26 protein-coding genes are annotated in these 25,629 nt (G+C 42.9%); 5 read left to right on the top strand and 21 right to left on the bottom strand.

What is annotated here, in order from left to right; all coding sequences use genetic code 11:
- Positions 1-5 precede the first annotated feature (5 nt).
- From PHS53_02220 to PHS53_02165, 12 genes are all read right to left on the bottom strand, one after another.
- Complete coding sequence (locus PHS53_02220) at positions 6-1,946, bottom strand: hypothetical protein (GenBank protein ID MDD5356941.1); 1,941 nt, start codon at positions 1,944-1,946, stop codon at positions 6-8.
- Positions 1,947-1,985: 39 nt separating this feature from the next.
- Positions 1,986-2,579 (bottom strand): DNA repair protein RecO, encoded by a 594-nt coding sequence (gene recO, locus PHS53_02215; GenBank protein ID MDD5356940.1) that lies wholly within the window; start codon positions 2,577-2,579, stop codon positions 1,986-1,988.
- Positions 2,580-2,586: 7 nt separating this feature from the next.
- A complete protein-coding gene (locus PHS53_02210; protein MDD5356939.1) occupies positions 2,587-6,057 on the bottom strand; it encodes a class I tRNA ligase family protein in 3,471 nt (1,156 codons plus the stop codon).
- A gap of 63 nt (positions 6,058-6,120) precedes the next feature.
- Positions 6,121-6,570 (bottom strand): hypothetical protein, encoded by a 450-nt coding sequence (locus tag PHS53_02205; GenBank protein ID MDD5356938.1) that lies wholly within the window; start codon positions 6,568-6,570, stop codon positions 6,121-6,123.
- Between the two features lie 47 nt (positions 6,571-6,617).
- Positions 6,618-7,196 carry a Maf family protein gene (locus PHS53_02200; protein MDD5356937.1) on the bottom strand — a complete coding sequence of 193 codons (579 nt, stop codon included), beginning with the start codon at positions 7,194-7,196 and terminating at the stop codon, positions 6,618-6,620.
- Positions 7,193-7,525, bottom strand: coding sequence for a hypothetical protein (locus tag PHS53_02195; protein MDD5356936.1), 333 nt, complete (start codon positions 7,523-7,525; stop codon positions 7,193-7,195). Before PHS53_02195 ends, PHS53_02200 begins: the two co-directional genes overlap by 4 nt.
- A 9-nt stretch (positions 7,526-7,534) precedes the next feature.
- On the bottom strand, positions 7,535-9,238 hold the full coding sequence (argS, locus tag PHS53_02190) for an arginine--tRNA ligase (protein ID MDD5356935.1): 1,704 nt from the start codon (positions 9,236-9,238) through the stop codon (positions 7,535-7,537).
- 3 nt (positions 9,239-9,241) lie between these two features.
- On the bottom strand, positions 9,242-9,832 hold the full coding sequence (locus PHS53_02185; protein MDD5356934.1) for an HD domain-containing protein: 591 nt from the start codon (positions 9,830-9,832) through the stop codon (positions 9,242-9,244).
- A 15-nt stretch (positions 9,833-9,847) separates the two neighbouring features.
- Positions 9,848-10,522 carry a hypothetical protein gene (locus tag PHS53_02180; GenBank protein MDD5356933.1) on the bottom strand — a complete coding sequence of 225 codons (675 nt, stop codon included), beginning with the start codon at positions 10,520-10,522 and terminating at the stop codon, positions 9,848-9,850.
- Between the two features lie 48 nt (positions 10,523-10,570).
- Positions 10,571-10,855, bottom strand: coding sequence for a hypothetical protein (locus PHS53_02175; protein ID MDD5356932.1), 285 nt, complete (start codon positions 10,853-10,855; stop codon positions 10,571-10,573).
- Between the two features lie 47 nt (positions 10,856-10,902).
- On the bottom strand, positions 10,903-12,174 hold the full coding sequence (locus PHS53_02170) for a serine hydroxymethyltransferase (GenBank protein MDD5356931.1): 1,272 nt from the start codon (positions 12,172-12,174) through the stop codon (positions 10,903-10,905).
- 161 nt (positions 12,175-12,335) lie between these two features.
- Positions 12,336-13,136, bottom strand: a complete 801-nt coding sequence (locus PHS53_02165; protein ID MDD5356930.1) for a hypothetical protein — start codon at positions 13,134-13,136, stop codon at positions 12,336-12,338.
- A 153-nt stretch (positions 13,137-13,289) separates the two neighbouring features.
- Between PHS53_02165 and thyA the strand changes: the two genes are divergently transcribed.
- Together thyA and PHS53_02155 are read left to right on the top strand one after the other, a co-directional pair.
- Positions 13,290-14,201, top strand: coding sequence for a thymidylate synthase (thyA, locus tag PHS53_02160; protein ID MDD5356929.1), 912 nt, complete (start codon positions 13,290-13,292; stop codon positions 14,199-14,201).
- 11 nt (positions 14,202-14,212) lie between these two features.
- Positions 14,213-14,665, top strand: a complete 453-nt coding sequence (locus PHS53_02155) for an HIT domain-containing protein (protein ID MDD5356928.1) — start codon at positions 14,213-14,215, stop codon at positions 14,663-14,665.
- 2 nt (positions 14,666-14,667) lie between these two features.
- On the opposite strand, the gene PHS53_02150 is transcribed toward PHS53_02155, so the two are convergent.
- Positions 14,668-15,531 (bottom strand): deaminase, encoded by an 864-nt coding sequence (locus tag PHS53_02150; GenBank protein ID MDD5356927.1) that lies wholly within the window; start codon positions 15,529-15,531, stop codon positions 14,668-14,670.
- On the bottom strand, positions 15,531-16,124 hold the full coding sequence (locus PHS53_02145; GenBank protein MDD5356926.1) for an adenylyltransferase/cytidyltransferase family protein: 594 nt from the start codon (positions 16,122-16,124) through the stop codon (positions 15,531-15,533). The genes PHS53_02150 and PHS53_02145 overlap by 1 nt, the downstream gene beginning before the upstream one ends.
- A gap of 70 nt (positions 16,125-16,194) precedes the next feature.
- Here PHS53_02145 and PHS53_02140 point away from each other — a divergent pair, with 70 nt between their 5' ends.
- Together PHS53_02140 and PHS53_02135 are read left to right on the top strand one after the other, a co-directional pair.
- The gene (locus PHS53_02140) at positions 16,195-16,686 is read left to right on the top strand and encodes a dihydrofolate reductase (GenBank protein MDD5356925.1); all 492 of its coding nucleotides are present in this window, start codon (positions 16,195-16,197) and stop codon (positions 16,684-16,686) included.
- Between the two features lie 2 nt (positions 16,687-16,688).
- Positions 16,689-17,594, top strand: a complete 906-nt coding sequence (locus PHS53_02135) for an aminoglycoside phosphotransferase family protein (GenBank protein ID MDD5356924.1) — start codon at positions 16,689-16,691, stop codon at positions 17,592-17,594.
- 98 nt (positions 17,595-17,692) lie between these two features.
- On the opposite strand, the gene PHS53_02130 is transcribed toward PHS53_02135, so the two are convergent.
- Both PHS53_02130 and PHS53_02125 read right to left on the bottom strand, forming a co-directional pair.
- On the bottom strand, positions 17,693-19,546 hold the full coding sequence (locus PHS53_02130; GenBank protein ID MDD5356923.1) for a hypothetical protein: 1,854 nt from the start codon (positions 19,544-19,546) through the stop codon (positions 17,693-17,695).
- 81 nt (positions 19,547-19,627) lie between these two features.
- Entirely contained in the window at positions 19,628-22,273 is a 2,646-nt protein-coding gene (locus PHS53_02125) for a DEAD/DEAH box helicase (protein ID MDD5356922.1), read from the bottom strand.
- Between PHS53_02125 and PHS53_02120 the strand changes: the two genes are divergently transcribed.
- Entirely contained in the window at positions 22,272-22,442 is a 171-nt protein-coding gene (locus PHS53_02120; GenBank protein ID MDD5356921.1) for a hypothetical protein, read from the top strand. The two genes, PHS53_02125 and PHS53_02120, sit on opposite strands and share 2 nt — an antisense overlap.
- On the opposite strand, the gene rplK is transcribed toward PHS53_02120, so the two are convergent.
- The 5 genes from rplK to PHS53_02095 all read right to left on the bottom strand — a co-directional run bounded on the left by rplK (position 22,439) and on the right by PHS53_02095 (position 25,624).
- Positions 22,439-22,861: a 50S ribosomal protein L11 gene (gene rplK / locus PHS53_02115; protein MDD5356920.1), complete on the bottom strand. Its 423-nt coding sequence runs from the start codon at positions 22,859-22,861 to the stop codon at positions 22,439-22,441. The genes PHS53_02120 and rplK overlap by 4 nt on opposite strands.
- Positions 22,862-22,982: 121 nt before the next feature.
- Positions 22,983-23,528: a transcription termination/antitermination protein NusG gene (nusG, locus tag PHS53_02110; protein MDD5356919.1), complete on the bottom strand. Its 546-nt coding sequence runs from the start codon at positions 23,526-23,528 to the stop codon at positions 22,983-22,985.
- Between the two features lie 15 nt (positions 23,529-23,543).
- Complete coding sequence (gene secE / locus PHS53_02105; protein MDD5356918.1) at positions 23,544-23,723, bottom strand: preprotein translocase subunit SecE; 180 nt, start codon at positions 23,721-23,723, stop codon at positions 23,544-23,546.
- Positions 23,724-23,844: 121 nt separating this feature from the next.
- Positions 23,845-24,657 (bottom strand): SIMPL domain-containing protein, encoded by an 813-nt coding sequence (locus PHS53_02100; GenBank protein MDD5356917.1) that lies wholly within the window; start codon positions 24,655-24,657, stop codon positions 23,845-23,847.
- A gap of 100 nt (positions 24,658-24,757) precedes the next feature.
- Complete coding sequence (locus PHS53_02095) at positions 24,758-25,624, bottom strand: bifunctional 5,10-methylenetetrahydrofolate dehydrogenase/5,10-methenyltetrahydrofolate cyclohydrolase (protein ID MDD5356916.1); 867 nt, start codon at positions 25,622-25,624, stop codon at positions 24,758-24,760.
- Between the last annotated feature and the right edge of the window lie 5 nt (positions 25,625-25,629).

Below are 25,629 nucleotides of genomic sequence, written 5' to 3'. Positions count from 1 at the left end.
TCTTTTTATTGCTCCACTTTCTGCTGTCCCTCGGAATAATTTGGATCGCTTACGATTTCGGTGGTCAACGCTCTGTTTCTTGAACCAACATCATCTCCATTCCAGTCATCAACTCCAGAAAGAGTCGCGTCCCCTATCATGACGGGGCTTGCACCGATCTGGCTCACACTTGGAAGGAAAAAAACTTGGAAAGCGACAGAACGAGGCGAAGCGGTTACGCCGGTATTTTCTTTCACATTCCCGAGGTTCCATACTACCTCACGGCTCACGGGATTGAAAGAGACCTGTTCAGAAGAAGGATTTACCAAATTTTTCCAATCCACATACGAAGGCAGAACAGCAGAAACTTTCGCTCCAGATACCGAGTTGGAAGAATTGGTCACGCCCCAAAGCACGGTATAGGTGGTCTTCTGATCAGCCCGAGGAGGAAGAGGTCCGGAATTTTCAAACGGACCGATTGAATACACGAGACGGGAAGAAAGATTCAAATCAGTAGAAATTTTTATATTGCGAGTAACGAGCGCATCAACTTCTTCCGGAACATCCCTGTCGGAAACGCGGCTCCCCTTCGCACTCACCTCAATGCGAAGCTCAGGGTTTCTTATCGAGACGCCGCCCTGCACAAGGGGCAATGTTGAAAATTGAAAGGCGAGACTTCCTTCTGCGCCGGGATCCAGAGCAAGGAGTTCGTTGTTCGTTGTTTTATCCCAAGTAATCGTATTATCGCTCGAGCGATAAAAACCCTGTTCCGGAATCACGGAAGACTTGTTCAAAAGATTCCCGCTGAATTTCACTATCACCGCACCGCTCAACACTTGAGAAGCGAGATTATTTGACCAACTTATTTTCGCCCGGACTGTTTGCCCGCTTTTCACAACCGCGTCTTTGGATGTGTTTCCATCGAGAGCTAAGCTAAGACCGATGAACGGCTTCTGGATAGTTATCGAATCGGACGCCGAAAGAAAAGCGACTCCAATCGATTTATTATTTTTTCCGCTTGGAAGTCCGGCACTGAACTTAAAAATCCTTTCTTCGCCATCTTGGCCGTCCAATTGTCCTCGTATCTTTATTGTTCTCTTCCCGCCAGTTTCAACATCACCCAAATCCCACAGAGCATTCTGATACACCGGCTTTGGATTTGCGCTTTGGAAACTGAAACCGAATGGGTAGCTCGCGCTCAAAAGCAAATGATTAATGACTCCTGGCGAGTTTGAAACCAAAGTTGCGGTAATTTCCACGCTCTGGCCGGAATTTATTTCTTTCAAAGAATCGATGGTAAGGGTGATCGGAGTCGAAGTGATTCCAACATTATACGTAAAATCCTTGTTGAAAATTCCGTTCGAATCCCGGATGCGATACTCGAGACTGAATTTTATCGCTTTCGTTGAGCCCTCTTCGCCGAAAAGAACCGGATTTATTCTAAAATGTGAGATGTCTCCCGATGCCAGGTCACCGATATCATCGCGCTCCCGAGGCAAATCGATGCTGAGATCTTTGGCATATTTTGTTCCGTCAGGATAGGTGATGACCAAACTTGTAGCTTCCAGGGGCGATTTATTCCTGTTTTGTATTGTAACATCGAGCGGAAGCGGCTCTCCCCCTCCGACTGATACGGGGCCGAGTACCGAAATGGAAATATTATCCGCAGAAACAGTATTTCCTCCAAGAAAATACATATAAAATCCAAAAGCGGAGGCAACAATAAAAAAAAGAACGGAAGCGATGAATATCTTCTGGAAGATTGGAATTCGGTGCGTCATATCAGGCGTATCTTCACGAGAATCGAGCTCCGGCTCTATGTCTTTTGAATCATCCCATTCCTTCGGAGTTTCTGAAGATTCGTGCGGTAAAACTCTTCGGCGCGGAACCCATGGTTTCGCATCGCGATTGTAGAGCTTTTTCTCAAGCAGATCTATTTTGCTTTTCTCTTCTTTTTCTTGGTTCATGGGGAATAAGAAACGATTGTAGTGGATTATACCACAAATCTAGAGGTGACTTTCTGTAAATGAGCGATTTATCTCGGCGAGTGCAAGCGCTTTGTGTCCTTCCATTTCTCGAAGAATGTCTTGATTCCACGCGTCCGTCTCCGAAAAAGGCGAAAGTATGGGAAGTTTTTTGAGATAGCCGAGATTATGCAAAATTCGAAGCACTAAAACATACTCGAAATTACGCAGGTCCTCTGGAGAAAGAGTCTCTGATTTCGCAAGGTAGAAACAGCTGGAAGAAAAAAGACGAAACAATGCCTCATTTTTCTCTTCTCCGTGTAAAAATCTTTTGAGAAGCGAAAGAGAGCGGGCGAAAATTTCAAGTTTCCTTTTTTCTTTGCGAAAAAGTTCCCAGAGATTTTCCTTTTTTTCTGCGTTCACCACTCTCCAAACATCTTTCCCTTTCACCAAAGAAACTGAACTGTAGGAAAAATCCTGGAGGCTGTAGCGAAGTTTTGATTTTAAATGTCTGATTCCTTGAGCAGAACCAGAGATCATGCCGAAATCAAGTGTGAAAATTTTGAGATATCGATTTGCCTCGCCGGCATTCGTCCCGCCGATAACAAACCCTTCTGTTTGGTAGATATGATGCATGAGAGACTTACAGCTTAAGCTCAAACTCGCCTTCCCTCGTTTCAAAGCCGGTAACATTGCAAACCTTTTTTATTTCAGTTTCAAATTTTTTTACAATTGCCAGGATCTCTTTCGGTGCAGTCAGAAAAAGCGAAATTTTGTCGCTCGCTTGAAGCTTCTTTTCTTTTCTAAAATCTTGGATAACTCGCAGAAGTTCTCGATATTCTCCTTCTTCTTTTAACGCAGGAGTTATGACAATATCGAGAAGAACATTCGAAGAAAGTTTCGCATCAAACATCACTTCCTTCACATTCAATTCATCTTTCATAAGTCCGACGAGTTCTGGAGACATTTTCTCGGCCTTCACTGTTATCTTCGCGAGCGGCTGGCGGACCTTGATAAGCGCTTTCGAGCGAGCTTCGAGCCCGAGTGACACAAGATTTCTCACCGCTTCCATTTCTTTCAGAAGTTTGGAATCTATTTTTTCTCTCTTTGGCCAGCTTTCCATATGCACACTCTCCTTCTCGCCCCTGAGTCTTCGATAGACATCTTCCGCAACAAACGGAGTGAACGGAGCCATAAGTTTCGCCAATTGAAGAAGGACCGTGCGCGTTGTTTGGACTGCATTCGTCCTATCTAAGACGTCATCACTTTTAAATCGATCACGAGAACGCCTCAAATACCACTGCGAAAGGTCAGCCATAAAATCGCGAATTGCGCGGGCAGGCTCAAATACTCGATACGCATCGAGTCCGGTTTCTACTGTAGCGAGGAGCTCGGCAAATTTCGCTTCGATCCATCTATCCAAGACATTCTCGCTTGCGCCCGGCTTGCTTACTTCGAACTCTTGGGGAGAATTCATCTCGTAAAAAGAAAGAACGTTCAAAAGCAAATTGAATACTTTTTTCACTCCCTCATCAACTGTTTTCTCGTCGAAGTTTTTTGATTCGCCCGGCTGATTGACGCCATACATCCAAAAGCGAAGGGGATCAGCGCCATACTTGTCCATCATCTCCCACGGATTTACCGTGTTACCTTTTGATTTGGACATTTTTTGTCCGTCCTTATCCAAAATATGCCCGAGACAAATAACATTTTTATACGCCTTGCCGAAACCCATAAGCACTCCCACAGCATGAAGCGTATAAAACCATCCGCGAGTCTGATCAATCGCTTCAGAAATATAGTCTGCCGGAAATCCTTCTTTCTCCACCCACTTTTTATTCTCGAATGGATAGTGGTCCTCGGCGAACGGCATTGCGCCTGAATCAAACCAGACATCCATTACTTCATTCACTCGTTTCATCTCTCCGCCCTGGCCGCCTGCCCGGCCAGGGGGCAGGCCACAGTCGCAAGGAAATTTTATTTCATCGATAAACGGGCGGTGAAGATCGAGTTCATAGTCATCATTGTGAGGATAGGGAGAAAAAGAAATCTCTCGAAGCTCTGCTGGCAGAAAATAGAAAGGTTCGGGAGTTTTTCTCTCGTGACCGAGCAGAATTCTTTCCTTCGTCCAGCCTTGCGCCACTGCCAGAATCAGAGTCATCGGGGTATCATGGCTTACAATCAGAATATTTTTTCCGGCAAAGCGAGAATCAATATCAAACAGAAAATCTCCAGATCTTTTTCTTACTTCCGCAAGCGTCTCTCCGCCTTCTGGAGTTTTTACGAATCGCTCGAGATACGGATATTCATCCTGATATTCTTTCCAGGTCTTGCCTTGGTACACTCCGATATTATCTTCGCGAAGCCGGGCATCGATGATGACTTTGTCAGGAGAAATATTCAAAGCTTCTCGGATAATTTCTGCTGTCTCTTTTGTCCGAATGTAATCAGAAACAAAAATGACATCGATTTTTTTCTTTTTAAGGGCCTTAGCTGTGGTCTCGACTTGTTCCCTTCCCTTGTCAGTAAGCTTGTAAGGATCATCTGGCCGACAGCTTACCTTCCCAGTCAAATTCGATTCCGCTTCCCCATGACGGACAAGAAAGTATTTATTTTTTCGAGATGTTTTTTCTTTGAGAGCCTCGATTGAGCCGATCACTTCGCGTTTTTTGCATTTTTGGCACTCCCACACAGGCAAAGGTGTGCCCCAATAGCGCTCGCGGGAGATCGCCCAATCTTTCACTTCGCGAAGCCATTCTCCGAAACGTCCCTCTTTGATATAGTCTGGCTCCCAATTTATCTTTTCATTTTCTTTTACCAATTTGTCGCGAAGAGAAGACATTTTGATATACCAGGAATCGCGGGCGTAATAGATAAGCGGGGTTTTACAGCGCCAACAAAAAGGATATTCATGCGCATGAGATTCTTTATCGAAATAGAGATTTTTTTCCTGAAGATATTTAAGGATCTCAATGTTCCCTTTTTTACGATCCTCTTCGGAAGAAATAGAAATGCCTGAAATGTTTCCCGGAAGATTTTTATCTGCATTAAAAGCGCCTGCTGGAGTAACCGTATGATATTTCGGCAAATTTACTTTCGTCGCAAGTGCGAAATCGTCTGCTCCATACATGGGCGCGATATGCACCACTCCGGTTCCGTCAGTTGTTGTGACAAAATCCGCTCCATAAATTTTCCACGCATTTTCTTTGTTTAGGATTTTTGGGTCAGAAAAAGCATTGAAAAGCGGTTTGTAGGATTTCCCGATAATCTTTCCGGCATCAAACTCCTCCACCATTTCGTGCGCTTTGTCTTTCAGAATTGAAAGCCTCTCTTTCGCCAAAATAAAGAACTCATTCCCAATCTTTACTTTCACATATTTGATTTTCGGCCCAACTGCGAGAGCAACATTCCCCGGCAATGTCCAAGGTGTCGTCGTCCACGCCAACACAAATGTACCCGGCTCATCGACGAGCTCAAATTTCGCGTAAACCGAAATATCTTTTACTTCTGCATAGCCTTGGGCAAGTTCATGACTCGACAGCGCAGTTCCACAACGCGGACACCACGGTACAATTCGATAATCTTTGTAGAGAAGTTTTTTCTCATCCACCGTCTTCATCACATTCCAAAGCGATTCCATATACGAAGGCTCGTAAGTGATGTAGGGATTTTTCAGATCGATCCAATACCCCATTCGCTCGGTAAATTGTTTCCATTCGTCCACGTATTTCCAAACACTTTCTTTGCACTCCGCGTTAAATCTAGCGATGCCGTACTGTTCGATCTCTTTTTTTGATTTGAGACCGAGTTTTTTCTCAACTTCAAGCTCAACCGGAAGCCCATGCGTATCCCAGCCGCCTTTTCTGCGCACGTGATATCCTCGCATCGTTTTATAGCGAGGAATGATGTCTTTAAATGCCCGAGCTTCGAGATGATGGATTCCCGGCCGACCATTCGCGGTCGGCGGTCCCTCATAGAAAACAAATTCCTTCTGCCCTCTGCCTGCCTCTTCTGTCTTCTCAAAAATTTTCTTTTCCTGCCAAAATCGAAGAATCTCCTCTTCACGGAGAGCTAAAGGGCTTTTCACTTTTTTGTCTGTTTCTTTCTCGGACATAGATGAAAAATCGCCTGCAATTAGGCAATTTTAGCACAAGAACAGCCTCTCTACGAGGTAAAACTAGTTATCCTCCTCAATTGAGCCGGTGAGCATTCCGCGGAGCGTTTTGACACTAAAATATAGAGAAACGAAGAAAAGAATGCTGATGACCTGGTTAAACCAGAAATAGAGATCGAGAACGCTGTGATATGCCGCGTAGTAAAAAAAAGCGATGAGCTCAAAGAAAACAAGACCGAGAAAAGAGATGATGAAATCACCCCAGATGCTCACAGCCTGCTTGGGATTGGTAAGTCCGGCAAAAAGATTTACGCCAAGAATTCCCAAAATGATGAAGAAACCGCTGAAACTGATTTTGTCTGAAAAAATCGGCATGCCGATGATCATAATGATGCCGATAGCAAAAAGTGCCTGCCTTACAATATCGCCATAGTAATGAGGTCGTGCAGGGTAATGAGGCGTCTCCGGCTGGAGCGATTTCTCCACATCTTCTCTTTCGTAATCTCCTTCCATAGCATTAATAGTAGCAAGTTATACCTCTTGCGCAAACAAGAAAAATATTATGAGGACACACTGACATCAAACATCTTGAGAGCGTTCCGCACGAGAGTAAGAGGAAGTCCGACAATGTTATTGTAATCTCCTTCGTATTTTTCCACGAAATCTTTCGCTCCACTCTGTATCGCGTAGCCTCCAGCCATCTCTAATGGTTCTCCGCTTATAACATATTTTTCAATACTAGCGGGATCAAGCTGTTTGAAAGTAACTTTTGATTCACAAACGTCAGTGATTGATCTCCCTGTCTTTGTACTCATGATGGTAAAGCCTGTAAATACCGAATGGGTTTCTCCCGAAAGGCGCGTGAGCATAGCCACAGCCTCCTCTGGCGTCTTGGGTTTCCCCATCGCTTCGCCATGAAGCGCTACGACAGTATCCGCTCCGATAATAATTGCGTCGGGGTATTTGAAAGCGACCGCTTTTGCTTTTCCGATCGCGAGCTTTTCTGCTAACGCACCCGGAGATATTTTGGGATCAATAAACTCCTGGAAATCGCTTTGCACGACCTCAAAAGGAATGCCGAGCCTTCCTAAAATTTCTTTCCGGCGCGGAGAACCTGATGCGAGAATTATTTTTCTCATGATTTCAACTTTTCTTCAAGTCTTTTATAAAATTCAATAAGAGAATCTTCTCCCGGGAAATCAAGCTCCGGAGCTTTCTCATCCTGGATATCTGTGCCACTTGAGAAAATCTGCCATGCTTGATATTTTGCAAGGGTGTCGCGCCCTGGGTTGTTTTTCCTGAGTTGAATAATAAATTGCTGATTCTCTTCTCGAACAATCTCTCTCTGCTTTGGAGTTTTCACTAATCCTAACACCCCATTGCGTGCCAAAATCATCTCGTTAATTTTCTCCTGTCTATCCGCCGATCTTGGATTCCCACTATTTTGTCCTGGAATTGCTTCAGTCATATATGTATATTACATTTTTTCAGGCACTTGTATGCCTAGAAGGTTAAGGCCGTTGGCGAGAACTATTTTTACAGCTTCCGTAAGGGAAAGTCTGTATGACACACCCGGATCGGTATTGATAATTTTTGTATTTCCATAATATGAATTGAAAGCTCCCGCAAGTTCGATGAGATATGTCGCAATGTATTGTGGAGCGTATTCTTTAAGAGAAAGCTCGACAATTTCGGGAAAACGATACAACATTTTTTCAACAAGATTCACTTCTCCTTCTCCATCTTTAGCGCTCGATTTGATTTTCATCTCTTTCGCTTTTTCTAGCACAGAATTTGCGCGGACTGCTGTGTATTGCAGATATGGTCCCGAATCTCCTTCGAATGAAAGTGATTTATCAAGATCAAAAATAATATCTTTGCCGGGTGATTGGCGAAGAATCGAATACTTGATAGCGCCGATCGCCACTTTTTCTACAATTTCTTTTTTCTGACCAGCTGGAAGTTCGCGGTCTTTCATTTTTTCTTCCACTAATTTCTCGACATCGGAAATCAAATCATTCCCTAATATCACATTTCCCTTTCGAGAGGACATTTTCCCGCTGGCAAGGCGAAGCATTCCATTTGGTATATGTTTTATTTTGTCTGCAAGTTCTGGGTACAAAATTGCGATCACTCTTGTAAGTACCTTGAAATAATCATTGATCTCGTTTCCCGCAACCACCAAGGAAAGATCGTAACGATACATGTCATATTTCATCTGCGAAACTCCGAGCTCTTTTGCCTCATATGTCGGCAAGCCTTGTGAATTAATGAAAACGCGTGTATGCAGGGCATGTTTCTCACCAGGAAAGATAATAGCTCCATCACTTTTCTCAAAAACGCCTTTTTCAAGATATTCAAGCACAATTTTCTTTCCTATCGCCCCAGCTTCGCTTTCAAAAAAATAATGCTCAAACTTTGTCCCGAGTTTCTGATACAGACGCTCAAAATCTTCAAGACTGATTTTTCTCCCCCATTCATAGAGCTTATTTATTTCCTTATCACTTTTTTCAAAAACTTTTTTATTTATTTCCTGAATTTCTTTTTTTGCTTCCTCATTTTCTTCATATGCAGTCGCGCCTGCGACATAGGATTCACCAAGATATGCGATCTGCTTTTCGAGTGATTCTTCTTTGGGAAGGGGGCGTGAAGAGTGCATCATTCCATAAAGAGCTTTCGCCACATGAAGCCCAACATCTCCCTGATAATTCACGCGAGTGAGTTTAGCTCCGCTTGCATCGACGATTCTCGAGAGTGATTCGCCTATAGCATTATTCATCAAATGACCGATATGAAATTGCTTGAAAGGATTTGGGTTTGTGTATTCAATAACTACTTTTTCTTTTTTAAGAGAGCTGTTTCGGCCGAAATTTTGGCCTTCCGCCAAAATTTCGGCCGTTTGCTCTACAAAAAATTCCTTCGAAAGAAAAAAATTAATAAATCCCGCCCCGGCAACTTCAACTTTGTGAATCTCTTTGGGAAGTTTTTTATTAATTTCCCCCACAATTTTTTCCGCCAAAACCCGAGGATTTTCTTTTGAATGTTTCGAAAGTGCAAGAGCAATATTCGTCGAATAATCCCCGTGAGAAATTTCTGTTGGGTGCTCGAAAGAAACACTTTCCGCTTCAATAGAAAGTGTTTTCAGAGCTTTCTTTACCGAAATTTCTAATTTCTCTTTCATTGTTTATTTCCCAGCATTCGGAATCTTAAGCCACTTATTACTCGTAAGATGCCACTCATCCACATCTGCTTTTTGAATCGCATCCCAAAGCTTCCGTGCGGTTTTGGTGTAGAGTTTCTTGTCTCGCACCAGTCTCCTCCCAGAAGCGAGTTTCTTTCGCACTGTAGACCCCCTCGCTTCCAATTCTTTGAGTTCCATATCGCATTCAAGATTATCGGCATCTTTTACAATTTTCGCCTCAATAGATTTCCGCTCTTCATACTCATGAAGGATATCTTTTCGCAAATCTCCAAAAAGCGTTCCGAAAAAGAGATGGTCGGCGGCCTTTTTCTCGTCCGCTTTCACATATACCTTATGAACATACATATGATCGCTCGTTCTCGTTTCCGCAAGATCGTGAACAAGCACCATTTTCATAATTTTCTCTTCATTCTTCACCCCTTCTTTACGGGCGATAAGAAGCGCGAGAAACATCACACGAACAATATGTTCTAGAACACTTTCAACATCCATACCGATATACTGCCTCCATGAGCGGTCGAGATTTCGGAGCGTCGCTATTTCAAATAAGAATCGAAGATTTTGGTCTGACATTGCTAGATGATACCTTTAATTTGCGAGTGTTGCCATTATTTTCAGATGAATTTCTTCCGGTGAAAGAAGCTTGCCTCCCTTCAGACATTCTACGATATGCCAGTTCTTTTTCTCTTTTGCGAAAGACATATAAACTTCAATTACTTGTTTTTGATACATTTCGTCGTCTTCATGCTGGTCTTTATCTCCAGCTTTTTTCAAATACACCCGTTTTGGCTTTTGAGCATTGAGCCCAAGTGCGGTCTCAACGGGAACGGAGAGATAGAAAACAACATCCGGCTTGGGAATTCCAATTTCCCCGTATTCCGCTTTCTCTAAAAAGTCTACAAATTTTTTCCTCTGCGATGGTGGGAGTTTCGCAGATTGATAGGCGAGATTCGAAGGCGTATAGCGATTGCAAATAACATCTCCTTTCTCGAGCGCTTTCTCAATATCATTTTTTGCAGTCGCTCGGTCAAGCACGAACGGAAGCGAAGAAAGAAATGGGGACATATTCCGGAAATCCCCGTACATGCCCTGAAGCGCTTCGCCGGTCAACTTTCCAAACATCGAAGTGGTGTAGCGAGGAAAATCAAAAAGCGTCACTTCTTTACCAGCTTTTTGCAGAGCTTCGGTAAGAAGCTTAGTCTGAACAGCTTTCCCTGCCCCATCAAGCCCTTCGATTATGATAAGTCGTCCGAGTTTGTTCATACCTAAAATACTAGCAAAATGGACACTTCTTGGGAAAAAAGAAATAATCTAAAAGCGCTTTTTTGATTCAGGCTCCGAATCCATTTCGCGAATCACATAAGCATTAATCGTTACTCCCTTAGTCTTCATATCGGCAAAGACCTTTTCAATACAACCTTCCACCTCCTCTCTTGTTCCTTTTGGTATGAGAACTTCTACTCGTTCATCTGGGCTGAGTGGCATACTTATAAAAAACTTTACACCACTTGGCGTCTGACCGGGAATATAATACGGCGCTCCAGGGTCTTTCGTGGGCTTTAAATATCCTTTTGGATCCATTTCATAACCTTCCATGTTTAATTTGACTTATTAGTTATTAAAGTGACTTATAAATCATAACATCATACGAATGTATCTGGTATCGGAAACTTTTTTGCCAGTTTTATTATTTCCGTGTGAATTGCTTTCTTTTTCTTTTCGTCACTTTTATTTTTTAGAGTTTCAATAATCAATTCGGCGACACGTGCACATTCTTTTTCTTTAAATCCTCGTGTTGTGATTGCTGGCGTACCAAAGCGAATTCCTGATGGGTCCATTGGCTTTCTTGTATCCCCCGCGATCATATTCATATTGAGCGTAATTCCCACTTCATCGAGTACTGTTTGCGCTTCTTTACCAGAAACGTCGAGCGAGCCCCACACATCGGCGAGAATGAGATGATTTGAAGTTCCACCTGTAATCATTCGAATTTTTTCTCGCTTGAAAACCGCCTCCATTGCTTTCGCGTTTTTGAGAATCTGCTCGGCATATTTTTTGAAAGCGGGTTTCAGTGCTTCACCAAACGCTACTGCTTTTGCTGCGACAGTATGCATGTGCGGTCCACCTTGAAGCCCGGGGAAAACCGATTTATCAATTTTCTTTGCGAGCTCTTCATTCTCGCGTACCAAAATCAAACCGCCGCGAGGACCACGCAAAGTTTTGTGTGTCGTACTCGTCATCACATCAAATCCATAATCAAAAGGATTCTTGACCGCCTTGCCTGCAATGAGTCCTGCGATATGAGCGATATCCATCACACAGACTGCGCCGACTTCGCGTGCAATTTCTACAAACTTCGCATAATCAAGCTCACGCGGATATGCAGAATAGCCGGCGAGAATGACTTTCGGTTTTTCTTTGAGCGCAGTCTCCCGAAGTCCCACGTAATCAATCTCACCTGTCTCGATATTTTTCATCTGGTAGCGGACGAATTTGAAAATTTTCGAAATCGAAGTCACAGGATGTCCGTGAGTGAGGTGCCCTCCGTGTGAGAGATCCATTCCGAGAATCGTATCGCCCGGATTCATGAGAGCAAAATAGAGACCGATGTTTGCCGGTGCGCCAGAATGCGTCTGAACATTCGCATATTTTGCGCCAAAAAGTTTGCAAGCTCTTTCGATAGCAATTTTCTCTACTGTATCAGTAAATTCTTGTCCGCCATAATATCTTCGCCCGATATATCCTTCAGAATATTTATTGGTGAAAACAGAGCCATTCGCTTCAAGCACAGCCTGCGAAACATAGTTTTCCGAAGGAATGAGCTCAAGCCCTTCCGCTTCCCGTTTTTCCTCCCCCACTATCGCTTTATAGACCGCCGGATCTTGTTTCTTTATGAATTTTAAATTTTGAGTCATAGAAATGGCTGATTATCGAGTAATATTCGGCTTTCGGGAGTTAAATCATAGAAATGCTTAATTTCTTCCATATTAGCATGTTTTTTGTATAAAAAAACGCCGGAAAACAAACATCCGCTAAACAAATCGGATGTCTGTTTAGCGGATTTTATTCTACTTTCTTACTTCTTCGGAACAAGTTGGTTTCGGTTCACCACAAACGCGACCCCAAACCGACGCGCCCTTTGCTGTGTAAGCAAAAGGAACTTGGTTTGATCGCCCTCGATGATACCGAGAGTGCCACTCTCCCCAGATGCCACCCCGCCCTGCACGGGAAACAGGAGATACTGTGCTCCAGGGCGTGCATCCATGAGATATTGCCCCTGTAGGACGACATCTGGACGAGAGAGAAACCGAACTTTGACCTGGTACGGTACGGCGTTGATTTTGCCGTCCTTACCTTCTTGAAACTCCGTCAAGTCCTCTTTCTCGGAGAAGAGGCCGCAAAAAGGATTTCGGTATTCGTCTTCGCCCGGCTTGCCGAGAACACAGATTGCTGAATCGTCTCCTGCCTTCGTAGGAGACATCGAGACGATTGGTATGATTAGCCCCTTCCCTCGAATAGTATCCGAAGTTAGGGGGCGAAATCCCCAATAGCGCTTCTGTTCCTCGCACTTGCCGAAAACATGCATAGCGGTTACGACGCTCTCGTCGGGAAACTGCGTGCCTGTCCCAGCAACACGCCAGTCCTTTTCAAAATAGGATCGGCACATGATATGGCCGACCGTGTAGCCTGGAAGAAACTGGCCCGGCGGATGCTCGGCAATTTCGATGTGCCGATCTGCCCCAACAAGCCTTCCCTTGAACCCCAATGCTTGTATTTTCTCCACGCGCTCCATGTCGTGGGAGATGAGCAGGAAAGCGCCTGCACCAAACCCCACAACCACCATAATAATGACAACAGCAAACGGAATCTTTCTCACGCTCCACCTCCACGTTTGTTTCCCCAAAATGTTCCGTTTTGAAAGGACGGAATCTTGTATTATTTTAACATATATGATTATATTGTCAAGTATAGCGAGGGCACCCATTGTGGCGATTTTCTTTTCTTTTTAAAACCCTCTATAATACTTGCAATGAAACCACTCAAAGACCGAACTCCTGATAGCCAGTATCAAGATATTCTAAGGAGGATAATGAAAGAGGGGCGCGAGATTGTTCCTATTCATAGCCGGCTTCCTACCGGAAAAATGGGAGAAAAAGCGAAAATGCTCGTGGGAGTCCAGCTTCGCTACCCTATCGAGAACGGCTTTCCTGTTATCACCGAACGCGACTTGTCTGGAAAATTTTTCCAGGGAGCTCTCGCAGAACACATTGCTTTCCTTCACGGTGCTCGCACCAATGAGGAGTTGAAAAAATTCGGCTGTAAATGGTGGGGACGATGGGTAACCAAAGAAAAGTGCGACATCTTCGGACTTCCCGAAGGAGATTTGGGAGACGGTTCATACGGAGCGGCATGGGCAAGCTTCCCTACCAAAGAAGGAACACCCTTTAACCAGATTGAAAACGTAATTAAACAGCTGAAAGAACGCCCATACCTGCGAACCCATTTTATAAGCCCATGGATCCCGCAATACGCCATCCAGCACAGTACCCTCAAAAGAAAAGTAGTGGTTGCACCATGCCACGGCTGGATTCACATTCTTGCTTTCCCCGAAACAAAAGAAATTGTTATTCATCACTTCCAAAGAAGCGCGGACTTCCCTGTCGGAGTGCCATTTAACATCATTCAGTATGCAGGATTCGGTATGATGGTGGCACAGCTTCTCGGCTACACCATGAAAGAATTGGTACACACTTTTTCTGACGCCCATATTTACGAAAGCCAATACAGCTATGTCGAGGAACTTTTGAAACGAGAACCAAAGCGACTCCCAACAGTAACACTCGACCCAAATATAAAAGACATTTTTGATTTCAAACCTGAACATTTCACGCTCTCCGACTACGAGCCTCACCCAGCGATGATTATTCCGACCCCAGTTTAAAAATCATCTGTATGGCAAAAACGAAAAAATCTTTCGTAAATATCGCGAACTCAAAGCGTGGAGTATACGAGGAGGTGATCAAAAAGATCGCTAAGCAAAAAGTGTGCCCTTTTTGCGAAGAAGAACTCCATAAACATCACGAGAGGCCGATACATCAAAAAGGCGCCTACTGGATTGCCACTGATAATATGTATCCGTACAAAAATACCAAAGTTCACCTCCTTTTTATCCATAGAAAACATATCTCGGATATAACAGAAATGTCCAAAGAAGCGTGGGAGGAACTGCGCAGTATGATGAAAGATTTTATACAGAAAAAGAAAACCCCCGGCGGCATACTTCATATGAGATTCGGGGACACGAGATACACGGGAGCATCGGTGCAACATCTGCACGCTCATCTTATTTCTCCCGACCTGAAAGCGGAAAAACAATTTGGGTTCAAATGGGAAGAGAAGGAGTGAGATTACTTTTCTTTTACTAAAATTATTTCAATCCCGAAAGCCTGGAGAATTCTTTCGGCATCGAGAATTGAATACCCTTTTTCATAGAAAACTTTTTTAATTCCGGCTTCGGCAACTAATTTCGCGCAAGTGGGGCAAGGAAAAGTGGTGCAATAAAGCGATGTCCCTTCGAGAGGAATCCCTTTTTTCGCTGCAATCCCAATAACAGATGCTTCTGCATGGATGACGGTGGAGAGATCATTCGGAGTTATCTCCATTCCTCCGATTTTTTTCGTAAGCTTCTCCCCTGCATCAAAATTGCTCCGCGGATCGCCGAAAACATCCATGCTTAAATCCGTTGGAAGATGACGATTATGGCTCTCCACAAGGATTTTCCCGTCTCGAAGAAGGATGGCGCCGTTTTGCCTCCACCAATCAGAACTTTTTTTTGCTTCCTTTCTTACCTTTGGAAACATTTCTCTATCGAAAGTTTCGTAGGAAATAGTTCGATTGGGAGGCACTGTAAATTCCGACGTAGTAATAATTTTATTCCAGCGCAAAAAGATTGATTCGAAATCAATTTTCGTGCCCTTCAGATACTTTTCTGCAAATTCCCTCGAGAGCTCATCATCCGGCATGACAATTGAAACTTTTTTCAAATCTCCAAGATCCTTTTTGGTAAGAAGAACTACTTCTCTCGGAATTTTTATCGCTTTAAGTGCCGTAGAAATTATTTCCGGAGAAAGAGCGCGGACATCTCGTTCCAACTTTGGAAATTCAGCATAAAATTCCGACCCAATGACATAGAGCGGACAGTTATGCTTCTTGAAAAAATCGAGATACCCGAGATGGATAACCGGAACAAAAGCGACGAGAACCTTTTTCATTACGCTTGCCTGATCTTAAATATGAAATTTTCAGTGAGTTTGGAGATCTCTCCGGCCAGTTTCTCTGCTCCTTCGAGAGTAAGATTTCTAACGCGAGCTGATGTCGAAGTGGTTGCCTGCGGCATAAGAGAGACAATTTTTTTGCAATACGGCGTATATTCGTTGACCATTTTGTTCGTAAAATCGCTGGTGCTTTTCGAAACAATGAGCACATCAGGCTTCACGAGACGGATAAGATCGCCGATCTTGTGATGCGCTTCGCGTATCGTCACAATATCAACGTGCCGTAAATGAACAAGCATCTTCATTCTTTCTTGTTGCGGAACTATAGGGCGATTCGGCCCCTTTCTCTGCTTCGTGAGTTCATCAGAATCAACGCCGACAATCAAAAGATCTCCGTAAGAGCGAGCTTTTTCAAGATAAGCTGCGTGGCCTTCGTGGATAAGGTCATACACGCCTTGAGTCAAAACAATTCGATAACCGATTTTTTTAAATGTGTCGACGATTTTCTTTAATTCCTTGTAATCACCGATAAAACGAGTTTTCAGATCAGCAGTATTGCTTAAGATCTTTTTTATATTAGCTTCTGACATAGATAATAGTATATAGTATTTCGTAAGAGGTTTACAGTTTGAAAATAATAAGAAAAGAAATTACCCTACTATGTCAAAAGTAAACATGATAGCTGGAATAAGCGAGAAAACCCGTGGCCTCGGCACGGAAAATAAGCTTCTGTGGCGGATTCCAGAGGATTTGAAGCGGTTTAAAGCGCTTACGATGGGGCATCCCATTATCATGGGACGAAAAACGTATGAGTCCATAGGACGGGCGCTCCCCGGCCGTGCAAATATCATCGTCACCAGAAATAAAGATTTCAAAGCGGAAGGGTGCATTGTGACAAATACGATCGAAGAGGCGCTCGAAAAAGGCCGCGCCTCTGAAGGAGGCGCGGCCGAAATCTTCGTCATCGGTGGAGGAGAAATTTACAAACAAGCACTCCCCTTCGCAGACAGGCTCTACCTCACAATCATTCACTCTGAAATCCCAGCCGACACATTTTTCCCAGAATACGAAAACGAATTCAAGAAAGAAACTTTCCGAGAAGAAAAAATGTTTGGCGATTTGAAATATTCTTGGGTCACTTTGGAAAAATAGTTATGGAAAGAACAAAAGAAGAATATCTGGAGCTTATAAAAAAGGAATTCCCCGAAGTTTCGTTTCAAAATTCCAGATTGATCACTCATGGATGGGATAACAATGTGATCGTCTTGGACGATAGGCTCATTTTCCGTTTTCCTAAATCGGAGAATTATATTCGACGTTTTCAAGTGGAGGTAAAATTCCTAGAACACCTACTCACAAAAGTAACGCTACCCATTCCCAAATATATCTATCTTTCTAAAGACAGGAGCTTTGGTGGATATCAAATGCTGACTGGTACTGAAATGCAACCTGAACTTTTCAATTCACAAAGTGAAATTCAAAAAACTGATATCGCCAAAGCATTAGGAAAATTTATTTCGGATTTACATTCGACGCCGACGGAGATATTGAGAAACTGCGGTTTCAAGGCTGATCCGAAAGGGCACTGGTGGGGAAAGCGAAATATCGAATCAATTTTAAAAGAGTTACGAGAGAAAGTTTTTCCTGAATTGACAAACAAAGAGGTTGACTGGGTTGAACACCAGTTCAATGAATATCTCGGTCTGTCTTTCGACTTTGAACCAAAAATAATTCATTATGATTTAAACAACAAACATATACTTTTTGACCAAACCACAGGAGCCTTAACCGGCATTATTGATTTTTCAGATATCGACATCGCAGATCCGGCAGCAGATTTTGCTGGCTTGTGGGATTATGGAAATCTTTTCGCAGAGCAGACTTTCTCATTCTATAGTGGTCAAAAGGACAAAGATCTCTTGAGAAGATCGAAATTCCCAGGTCTTATAAGACCCATAAAACATATGCTGGAGACAAAACAAGGAAGAAAAATCCCCGATGGTTATGAGATACTGCGCAAGAAACTTAGTGAGATGATTGCATCTGGTTTCACTATGTAATCAAAAAGCACTTATACGTAGACCTTTCCCTTTCCTAAAATACTATCATATATGATAGTATTTTCTGTTGATAGATATAGGGTAACACTGGAGAGACTCTAATTAGCCGGTACAACAAAAGTCTGAGCAATCACATCAAATAGTTTTTTCAACTTCTCTTCCACTATAATATTCTGTTTTTGGGCATTGAGAATTTCTTCAGGATTGGAATAAACAGATGAAGGATTCACGATATACATGCTCAATGTAAGTTGATAGCATACCCTATTCTTAAACGCGCTGTATTGAATAGTGAGATCTCTGTCCCTTGGATCTCCCGCCATGATAGTGCTCGTTTGAATTTTATAATAGACTTGCCCATCCTTCACAACACGGGCCAGCTCTTGAGTGGAACGATAAGGTATCATTGAACAGTTTTTTTCATCAACATCATTTATACCGGTTATAAAACTGGCTCCGCCATGAAATGTGGTTCCCTCAAAATAATCATTGGGCGGAATTAAATTCTCTCCTGATTCTCCTCTATCATGGTTCGAGAAACTCCTAGGATATTTGAGAGAATACCCATAAATCGGGTGCTTATAAACCAACCAATCTGCCGGGGACGTATCCCAATCAGCTTTTGATTGATCTGGCTCCAAAAATTTGAAAGACAGTGCAACTTCATCCCCATCTTGCCTTATGCGCGACTGGACAGAGGGGTTATCAAGACTGCAAATATCAGAGGATTTTGAAGAATCGGCTGTGCAAAGACCTTCAGACTTGAGGTGAATTACATAAAATTTCCCGAATTTAAATGTAGTGTAGTAATAATCGAGAGAAACATTTCCCATCGAACGATCAATGCTTTGATTAAGACAAAATTGAATACCACCAAGAAGAGGGCTTCCAATATATTCAAGAGGATTTTTTTGATTACTTATAAGACACCCTCTTGAATCGAAAAGTAACTTATTGGTATAAACTTCTATGGGTTCTTGCTTTAATTTCCAAAAATTCAGAGCCGAGAGGCCGGGATAAGATATATCAAATTGATCTGTTGTACTTCGATAGCTAGACCATCCCGCCTTTTCTTCTAAAAATCTAAAACTAGACTGAATTTTTTCTTCAATTTTTTCTGAAGTTTCATCAAAGGCTGACATTCTTACGTAGCGTTCCCCCGTTACATAATCCTGCTTCCAGAAAACCGAACCGGAGCCTTTCTCCCAGTCAGCGGGTTTTATTGTGCCCGTACCTACTAAGACCATATCTTCCGACTGATCGGTACCCGGCTTTGCTTCACGAAGAGGATCAACAAATTTTACAAGATATGGAGCAGAAACATTTTCAACCACCTTCCAACTGGGAGGATACTGCATTTGAAATCTTTCTTTTATGTTTCTGTATGTTTTCCAATCGGAAGTGGAGATGGAATTAGAGGTAAATTTGAAAGTGGTAACAATTTTATCCTGCAACAAAAGCAAGTCCGGCCGATTCTGAGCTCCATAGCCCATAATAAAGCTGTACATCATATTTCCTTTCACGAGAATATAAAAAGTCCTACCGCGACCCGAACCTTCTAAACGTAGCCATGAATTCCCGTTGATTGTTCTGTTTTCTCTTTTGTACCCCTCGTCAAAGCCATAATATTTGAGCCACTTTTCGAAAGTCAAAGGTACTCCATGTGCATCCACGATCGGGTCAGCAGAAGCACTAAAAAATACCTGATTATCTTCTCCTGTTATGTCGAAAAATACTTCGGAAGCATTTGGGTCAATTTTAAATTTTGGGGGATACTGAAATTCAAAACCGTCTTTCTCGTTTCCATATGTTTTCCAATCAGCAGTAGAAACAGCATCAACAGAGGAAGATACCGTTTGCTGTTTTTTAACAAAATAGAATATTCCCCCGCCGACTAAAAGAAGTGCGATAATTATTCCAATGAGAACCGGCAAAAATCCTTTTTTGTTCATAAAAATAAAGAGATGATAATGGAATTAGTTTAACATATACGATAAATTCTTGGTCTATATAAGTATAGACGAAGACGAGAATTATAACTTTGCCAAAAAATCAGGACTGAAATAGTAGTCAGTGACACCTTTCTTTGTATATCTCTTCATAGTCTCTGGAGTCGGCAGCAAAGAAAGAAGTTTATAGTAGAAATCTTGCAGTTCTAAGCTTCTTGCCTGTAAAATCTCATCTGTTGATTGCCAGCCAGCTGGCGGCTCTCCCGTTTTGATACGTTTACAATCATCCAGGATAATTTGGCGAATTATTTTTGCCGTGGCACAGAGTATGTTCGTCTTAAAGCCGAAAGCGAGATTTTTAATTTCATTATCGTGCAAAAACTCCATATCATTCAATTTGCGCCTGAGGAAAGGTTCCTTAATTCGACACAAAATAACAATATCTTTCACAGGAAACCACCCCGAAGGAGGACCTTCCCGCTTCTTATCCTCGATGCGCTTTGCTTTTTCTTCTTTGCTTTTGTAGACACTGGTTATATCTCTCTTCCCAAACTCTTCAACAAAACGAGGCGAATAGAACTCTAAACTATGGCCAGTTGGCCTATTCACAAACACATCGACTTCATCAGGCATCTCTTTCTTCAACTTTTCCACCAACTTGTTCCCTGCGTCACCCCCAGTTTTACTACCGCCAAAATATTTACGGAAGATATCCGCCCGATAAATCCATCCCTCTGGAGCAAACTTGCCATAAACAGCCTCAATTTCTTTTATTGCATCCGCAGAATAAAATCTCTGATAGGTACGGGTAATTATCGCTTGCGGATCCGCCTCTGATATTTCATCTTCCAAATGTCGAAATTTTTCTCTAAAAAGAGCGAATCTTTTACTGAGCTCAAGCCCAGAAGTATATCCTCTCTCTTTCAAGTCCCACCCCGCATGATAAGCCATATCCTTTTCAATAAGAGCCTGCGCTTCAGGCGACAAAAACCACTCTGTATCTTGCGTTTTTCGCTCGCTTCTAAATTGACCGAAGAGATGCGCGTTTTTGCGCTCTACCCTAGAAATTATGGAACGTTCCATATATCTTTTTAAACCATATTTTTTATGTTGGTCATCAGAAAAATACAAAACGGCAAGCCATCCTTCCGGGCATTTCGGTATTTCCTGAGCTTCTAGCTCGGCATTTGTTCCTTTTTTTCTGGACGCCTTGTTCTGTACGAGCCTCATAACTTCATTCGGATCAGTTACAAGCTCCAGCCCTTCGATGACAATATCGCTTTTCTCGCGAGAAACTGATTCAGTTTGATCTGGAGTGACCTCTCCGAGACGCGAGTTTGTCCTCGGAGGAAATTCAGAAGCTTCCGCAACTTCTGCAAAAGAAATATTTATGGAATCTGCCTTCTCATCCTCATCAACAAAGTCAACGATAAACGCGTGCTTATTCTCATCGGAAGGATCTAGTCTCAAAACTCTACCGCCCCGCTGTTCTGCCACGACCGGTGATGCGGTTGGGCGCAAATTGAGACACACAGAAGCTTTCGGCTCATCGAATCCTTCGACAAAAATATCAGCATTGGTAATCACTTTGATCTCTCCTGAACGGAATTTTTCAAAGATATCCAACATTTCTTCTTCCGAAAGATGGTCTTCACCTGCGACCGCTACGCTTTTGATGCCAGCTTCGTTGAAAAGTCGTGCAACTTCCCGGGCATGTTCGACACCAGCGCAATAGGCCATTGCGTGTTTTCCATTAAACATCTTTTTATAAAGATTGATTGCAGCCATATTGCGGGAAGCTACGTTTATGGCTTTTTCCAAATCTTTTTCATCATATTCTCCGTCAGATTTCACCTTTACTTTCGAAAGGTCTACTTTAGTTCTTGCTAAAATGACCGAAAAGGAGGAAAGCGCCCCATCGTCCACAGCCTCTTTGATCGAGATGCTGTGGATTTCTGTTTCCAAAAGATCTTGCACTCCTTTTGTTTCAGAATATTGCGGAGTGGCTGTGAATCCGAGCCGGAGCGCATGATCAAACTTTTCAATGGTGTGAACACTTTTTGGCCCAAGTGCTTTATGCGCTTCGTCCAAGATAAGGCAGTCGTACTCTTCCGGCTTTAATCCTCCATCTTCAGTTTCCTTTATCATCGATTGGTATGTACTAACCGTCACTGGCTTATCGTGCTCTTTGGCATATTGATACAGTTTTCCAACATCAAGATCAGTGAACCGTTCAAGGCTTTTTGCTGTTTGGTGGACAAGATTCTTCTTGGGGACTGCGATAAGTGTACGTAAGCCAAGAGCCTCTACGAATTGAGAGAAAATGACAGTCTTACCAAATCCCGTAGGTAATTTAACGTAACCAGCCTGGCCACCCTCTTCCACGAAATCCCTCATATCCTCGAAAACGCCTACTTGTTTTTCACGAAGGGTTCTGCCGATTTCGGTCTTTTGTGATTCTATATAACGATCAAGATTGTTAAGTGCTCGAATCCATTTTTGAAAATGTTCGAGATCTTCTTGCGGAATTTCCTGGTTGTTTTTCTCAGCTCGGATAAGCTTGAGATACGCCTCGTATCGTCGAGGAAACTTGACCTTAAGGTCTTCTAAAGAAATACCAAGCGTATCTGCTATTTTAGAAGGAACGGCAATAGATTCTCCAAGAGTTTGGCTGGCCTTCTGGAGCTGAAGTTCGAGTTCGGCTGGATTTTTAGGAGTAAAATTTTCCATGAAAATACTATATCACAGGAAAAAGAAAAGCCCCGCTCCTTACGGCGCGGGGCTTTTTATCATTATTTATCCAATCACATCAACTCCTTACAGGAGCAGTACACCTTTTGGACATAATTTCCGCGCATACGCGGAATTCTGTCTCAAAAGGTCGGTTGATGTGATTTAGATCACATCAACCCCCATTGAGCGGGCGCTTCCCTCAATAATCTTCATAGCCCCAGCCAAATCATTCGCATTCAAATCAGGAAGTTTCTTTTCTGCAATTGCTTTGATCTGCGCTCGGCTGATCTTTCCTACTTTTGAGGTGTTTGGCTTGCCTGAACCTTTGTCGATCTTGATCGCCTTCATGATAAGGCTCGATGCGGGAGGAGTCTTGGTGACAAAAGAGAATGTTCGGTCTTCGTATACAAAAACCTGTACGGGAACGAGGTCTCCGATCATATCCTTGGTTGCAGCGTTGAACTTGGTGACGAACTCCCCAATGTTAATACCAGCCTGACCAAGCGCAGGGCCAATTGGTGGAGCTGGGTTTGCCTTTCCCCCGGCGATCACAAGCTTCAATTTTTTTGTTACTTTCTTTGCCATAAGTGTGTGTAGGTTATCTTAATTTCTTCTTATTTGCAACTGAACTAGTTTACGTCGGGCTTTTTTCATTATTTCAGGAAAAAAGCCCGACGTTAAAAAAGTTTGCTTCAGCTAAACTTTTTTAAGCCTTTTTGACCTGAAGGAAGTCGAGTTCTACTGGCGTCTCTCGTCCGAACATCGAAACAAGCACTTTCACCTTGCCTCTTTCCTGATCAACCTCGTTTACCTTGCCGTCCAAATCCTTGAATGGGCCGTCAACGATCATCACATGGTCTTCTGGAGCAAGATCAATCGTGTGCTTTACGGTATCGGATTGCATTCTCTTGAAGAGCGCGTCTACTTCTTTCTGATCGATTGGAACTGGGTATACTCCAGAGCCGACGAAGCCGGTCACACGAGGAGTGTTTCGAACTACGTACCAAGAATCATCAGTCACGATCATATCCACAAGAATGTATCCGGGATAAATTTTCTCTTCCTCCTCTACTCGCTTCCCTCCTTTAATTTTGATCTTCTTTTCTGTTGGAACGAGCACGTTGAAAATCTTGTTCTCCATTCCAAGAGATTCGATGCGCTGTTTTAGGTTTCGAGCAACGGCATTTTCATATCCAGCATAGGTGTGGATGACATACCAATTTCGCCCTTCGTCTATTTTTTGTTTTGCCATAGTTATGAGGAAAAGTTAAACGATTTGTGAAAGCAAATACTGAAAAAGTGAATCGAAAAGTCCAAGGAAAAATGATACGACGATAGAAATGAGAATAACAACAACAGTAAAAGCAATAGCTTGGCTTCGTGTCGGCCAGCTTACATGCTTCAATTCTGCTTGTGTGTCTTTAACATATTCAGTGAGTTTTGACATATTTTTTTGGATTAAAAAACACCCCGCGGGGTTCGTATATATAGTACTCTTTTCAAAAAAGAAGTCAACAAAGAAAAACTGCCAGAACCGGCAGTTTTTCTTATCAAAAATATCCTTAGTTCTAGCGTATCTCGTACGTAATCGTCACGTTTGAAGTGATCTTGTTCTCCCCTTTTGGAATGTCGGGTGCCACTGCTTTCTCCATCATCGGCGCAGATGCCATCATTCCTCTATCAAATGCAATCGGATAATTTCCGTTCTCGCTAAAGTTCACGATTCGCACAAGCTTCACGCCCAAATCCCCCGCCAATACTTCTGCTTTCGCTTTCGCCTGATCAATCGCTTTCTTTCGAGCCTGTTCGTTAAGCGCATCTTGGTTATCGATGCTAAATGTAAGGCCACTTAGATAATTCACATTGAGTTGTCCGACAGCTGCAATAATATCTCCTGCCTTCGCAGTATCACGCACCTTCACCGTTATGCTCTGTGATACTGAATAATCTCGAAGAATTTGCCGCCCTGAAGTACAATCTCCTTGAATACAAAGGCTTTGGACATAATCATAATTCGGCTGAATATCGTAGCCCGTCGTTTTAATATCTTTCTCATCAATCTTATAGGTATCCTTCAAAACTTTGAGAACCGAATTCATTTTTTCTGTGGTTGCTCCTTGCGCGACAGATACGGATTTATTCGAGTTCGTAACCGTCAAAGAAAAAGTTGCGATATCTGGAACTGCCGAAACATCCCCCGTTCCTGAAACTGAAATGAGATTCGTCGCTGTTGTACCGCTTCCGATAAGCTCACCCTTCTTTACTTCATTGACTGTTTTTATAACAAAGAATATCGAAACAATTACCAGAAAAAGCGCGAGAGCTTTTTTTACTCGTGAGTGATCTACACTCGTTCCACTTCCTATTTTATTTTCGTCCATATTTTTTTACCCTGTTAAATCCCGTCTACGGGATCGCGCGAAGTGCGATATTTAACAGGGTGAATTAACTACTAATATATTTTCTCCTATTATACCACGACTAATTAATAGCCCTTTCGTAGGCGAGGATAAGATTTTCAAACAAAGAAAGAACAGTCATCGGCCCCACTCCTCCCGGTACCGGAGAAATAGCCCCAACGATATCTTTCACCTCATCAAAATCCACATCACCCACCAACTTTTTCTTGGGAATTTCATCCTCAAGTTTTTCTCCCGTCACCAAATTGATTCCTACATCAATAACGCTCTGACCTGCCGAAACGTGACGAGCGTCGATAAGCTTTGCATGTCCTGCCGCAACCACAAGGATGTCAGCTTGTTTTGTTTTTGCGGGAATATTCACAGTTGCGCGATGTACCACTGTCACATTCGCGCCGCGATTTGTAAGACAAAGTGCTGTCGGAGTACCCACGAGAGCCGAGCGTCCCACTACCGTTGCCTTCTTTCCCGCAATTGGAATTTTATACGCATCAAGAAGTGATATCACCCCTTTGGCTGTTGCAGGAATAAATCCGCTTACATCTCCATCCGTAAGTTTTTTCGCGTTTTCAGAGTGGAGTCCGTCTACATCTTTCTTCGGATCAATCGCCTCAATAATAGAGCGCGAATCGAGATTAGTAGGAATTGGCAACTGCAAAATAATTCCATGGACAGATATATCAGCATTCAATTCCCTTACCTTTTCAATAATGTCAGAATGCGAGACAGTGCTTTCAAATGTAACATGCAACACTTTGCACCCAATTTTCTCTCCAAAAAGTTTCTTCTGGCGGATATAGGCGCTCGAACGTTCATCATCCCCCACTTGAAGAATGGCAAGTGTTGGAGCAACTCTAAAAGCCGAAACTTGCGCTTTCAGCTCAAGAGCCCTGTCTTTACTTACTTTTTTTCCGTCGAGAAGGATCATTGAGC

It is taken from the genome of Candidatus Paceibacterota bacterium, from assembly GCA_028714635.1.
Classification (GTDB): Bacteria; Patescibacteriota; Minisyncoccia; order Phycocordibacterales; family JAQTLZ01; genus JAQTLZ01.
The sequence above is the reverse complement of the archived record's forward strand: the minus strand, read 5'-3'. Positions and strand labels throughout refer to the sequence as shown.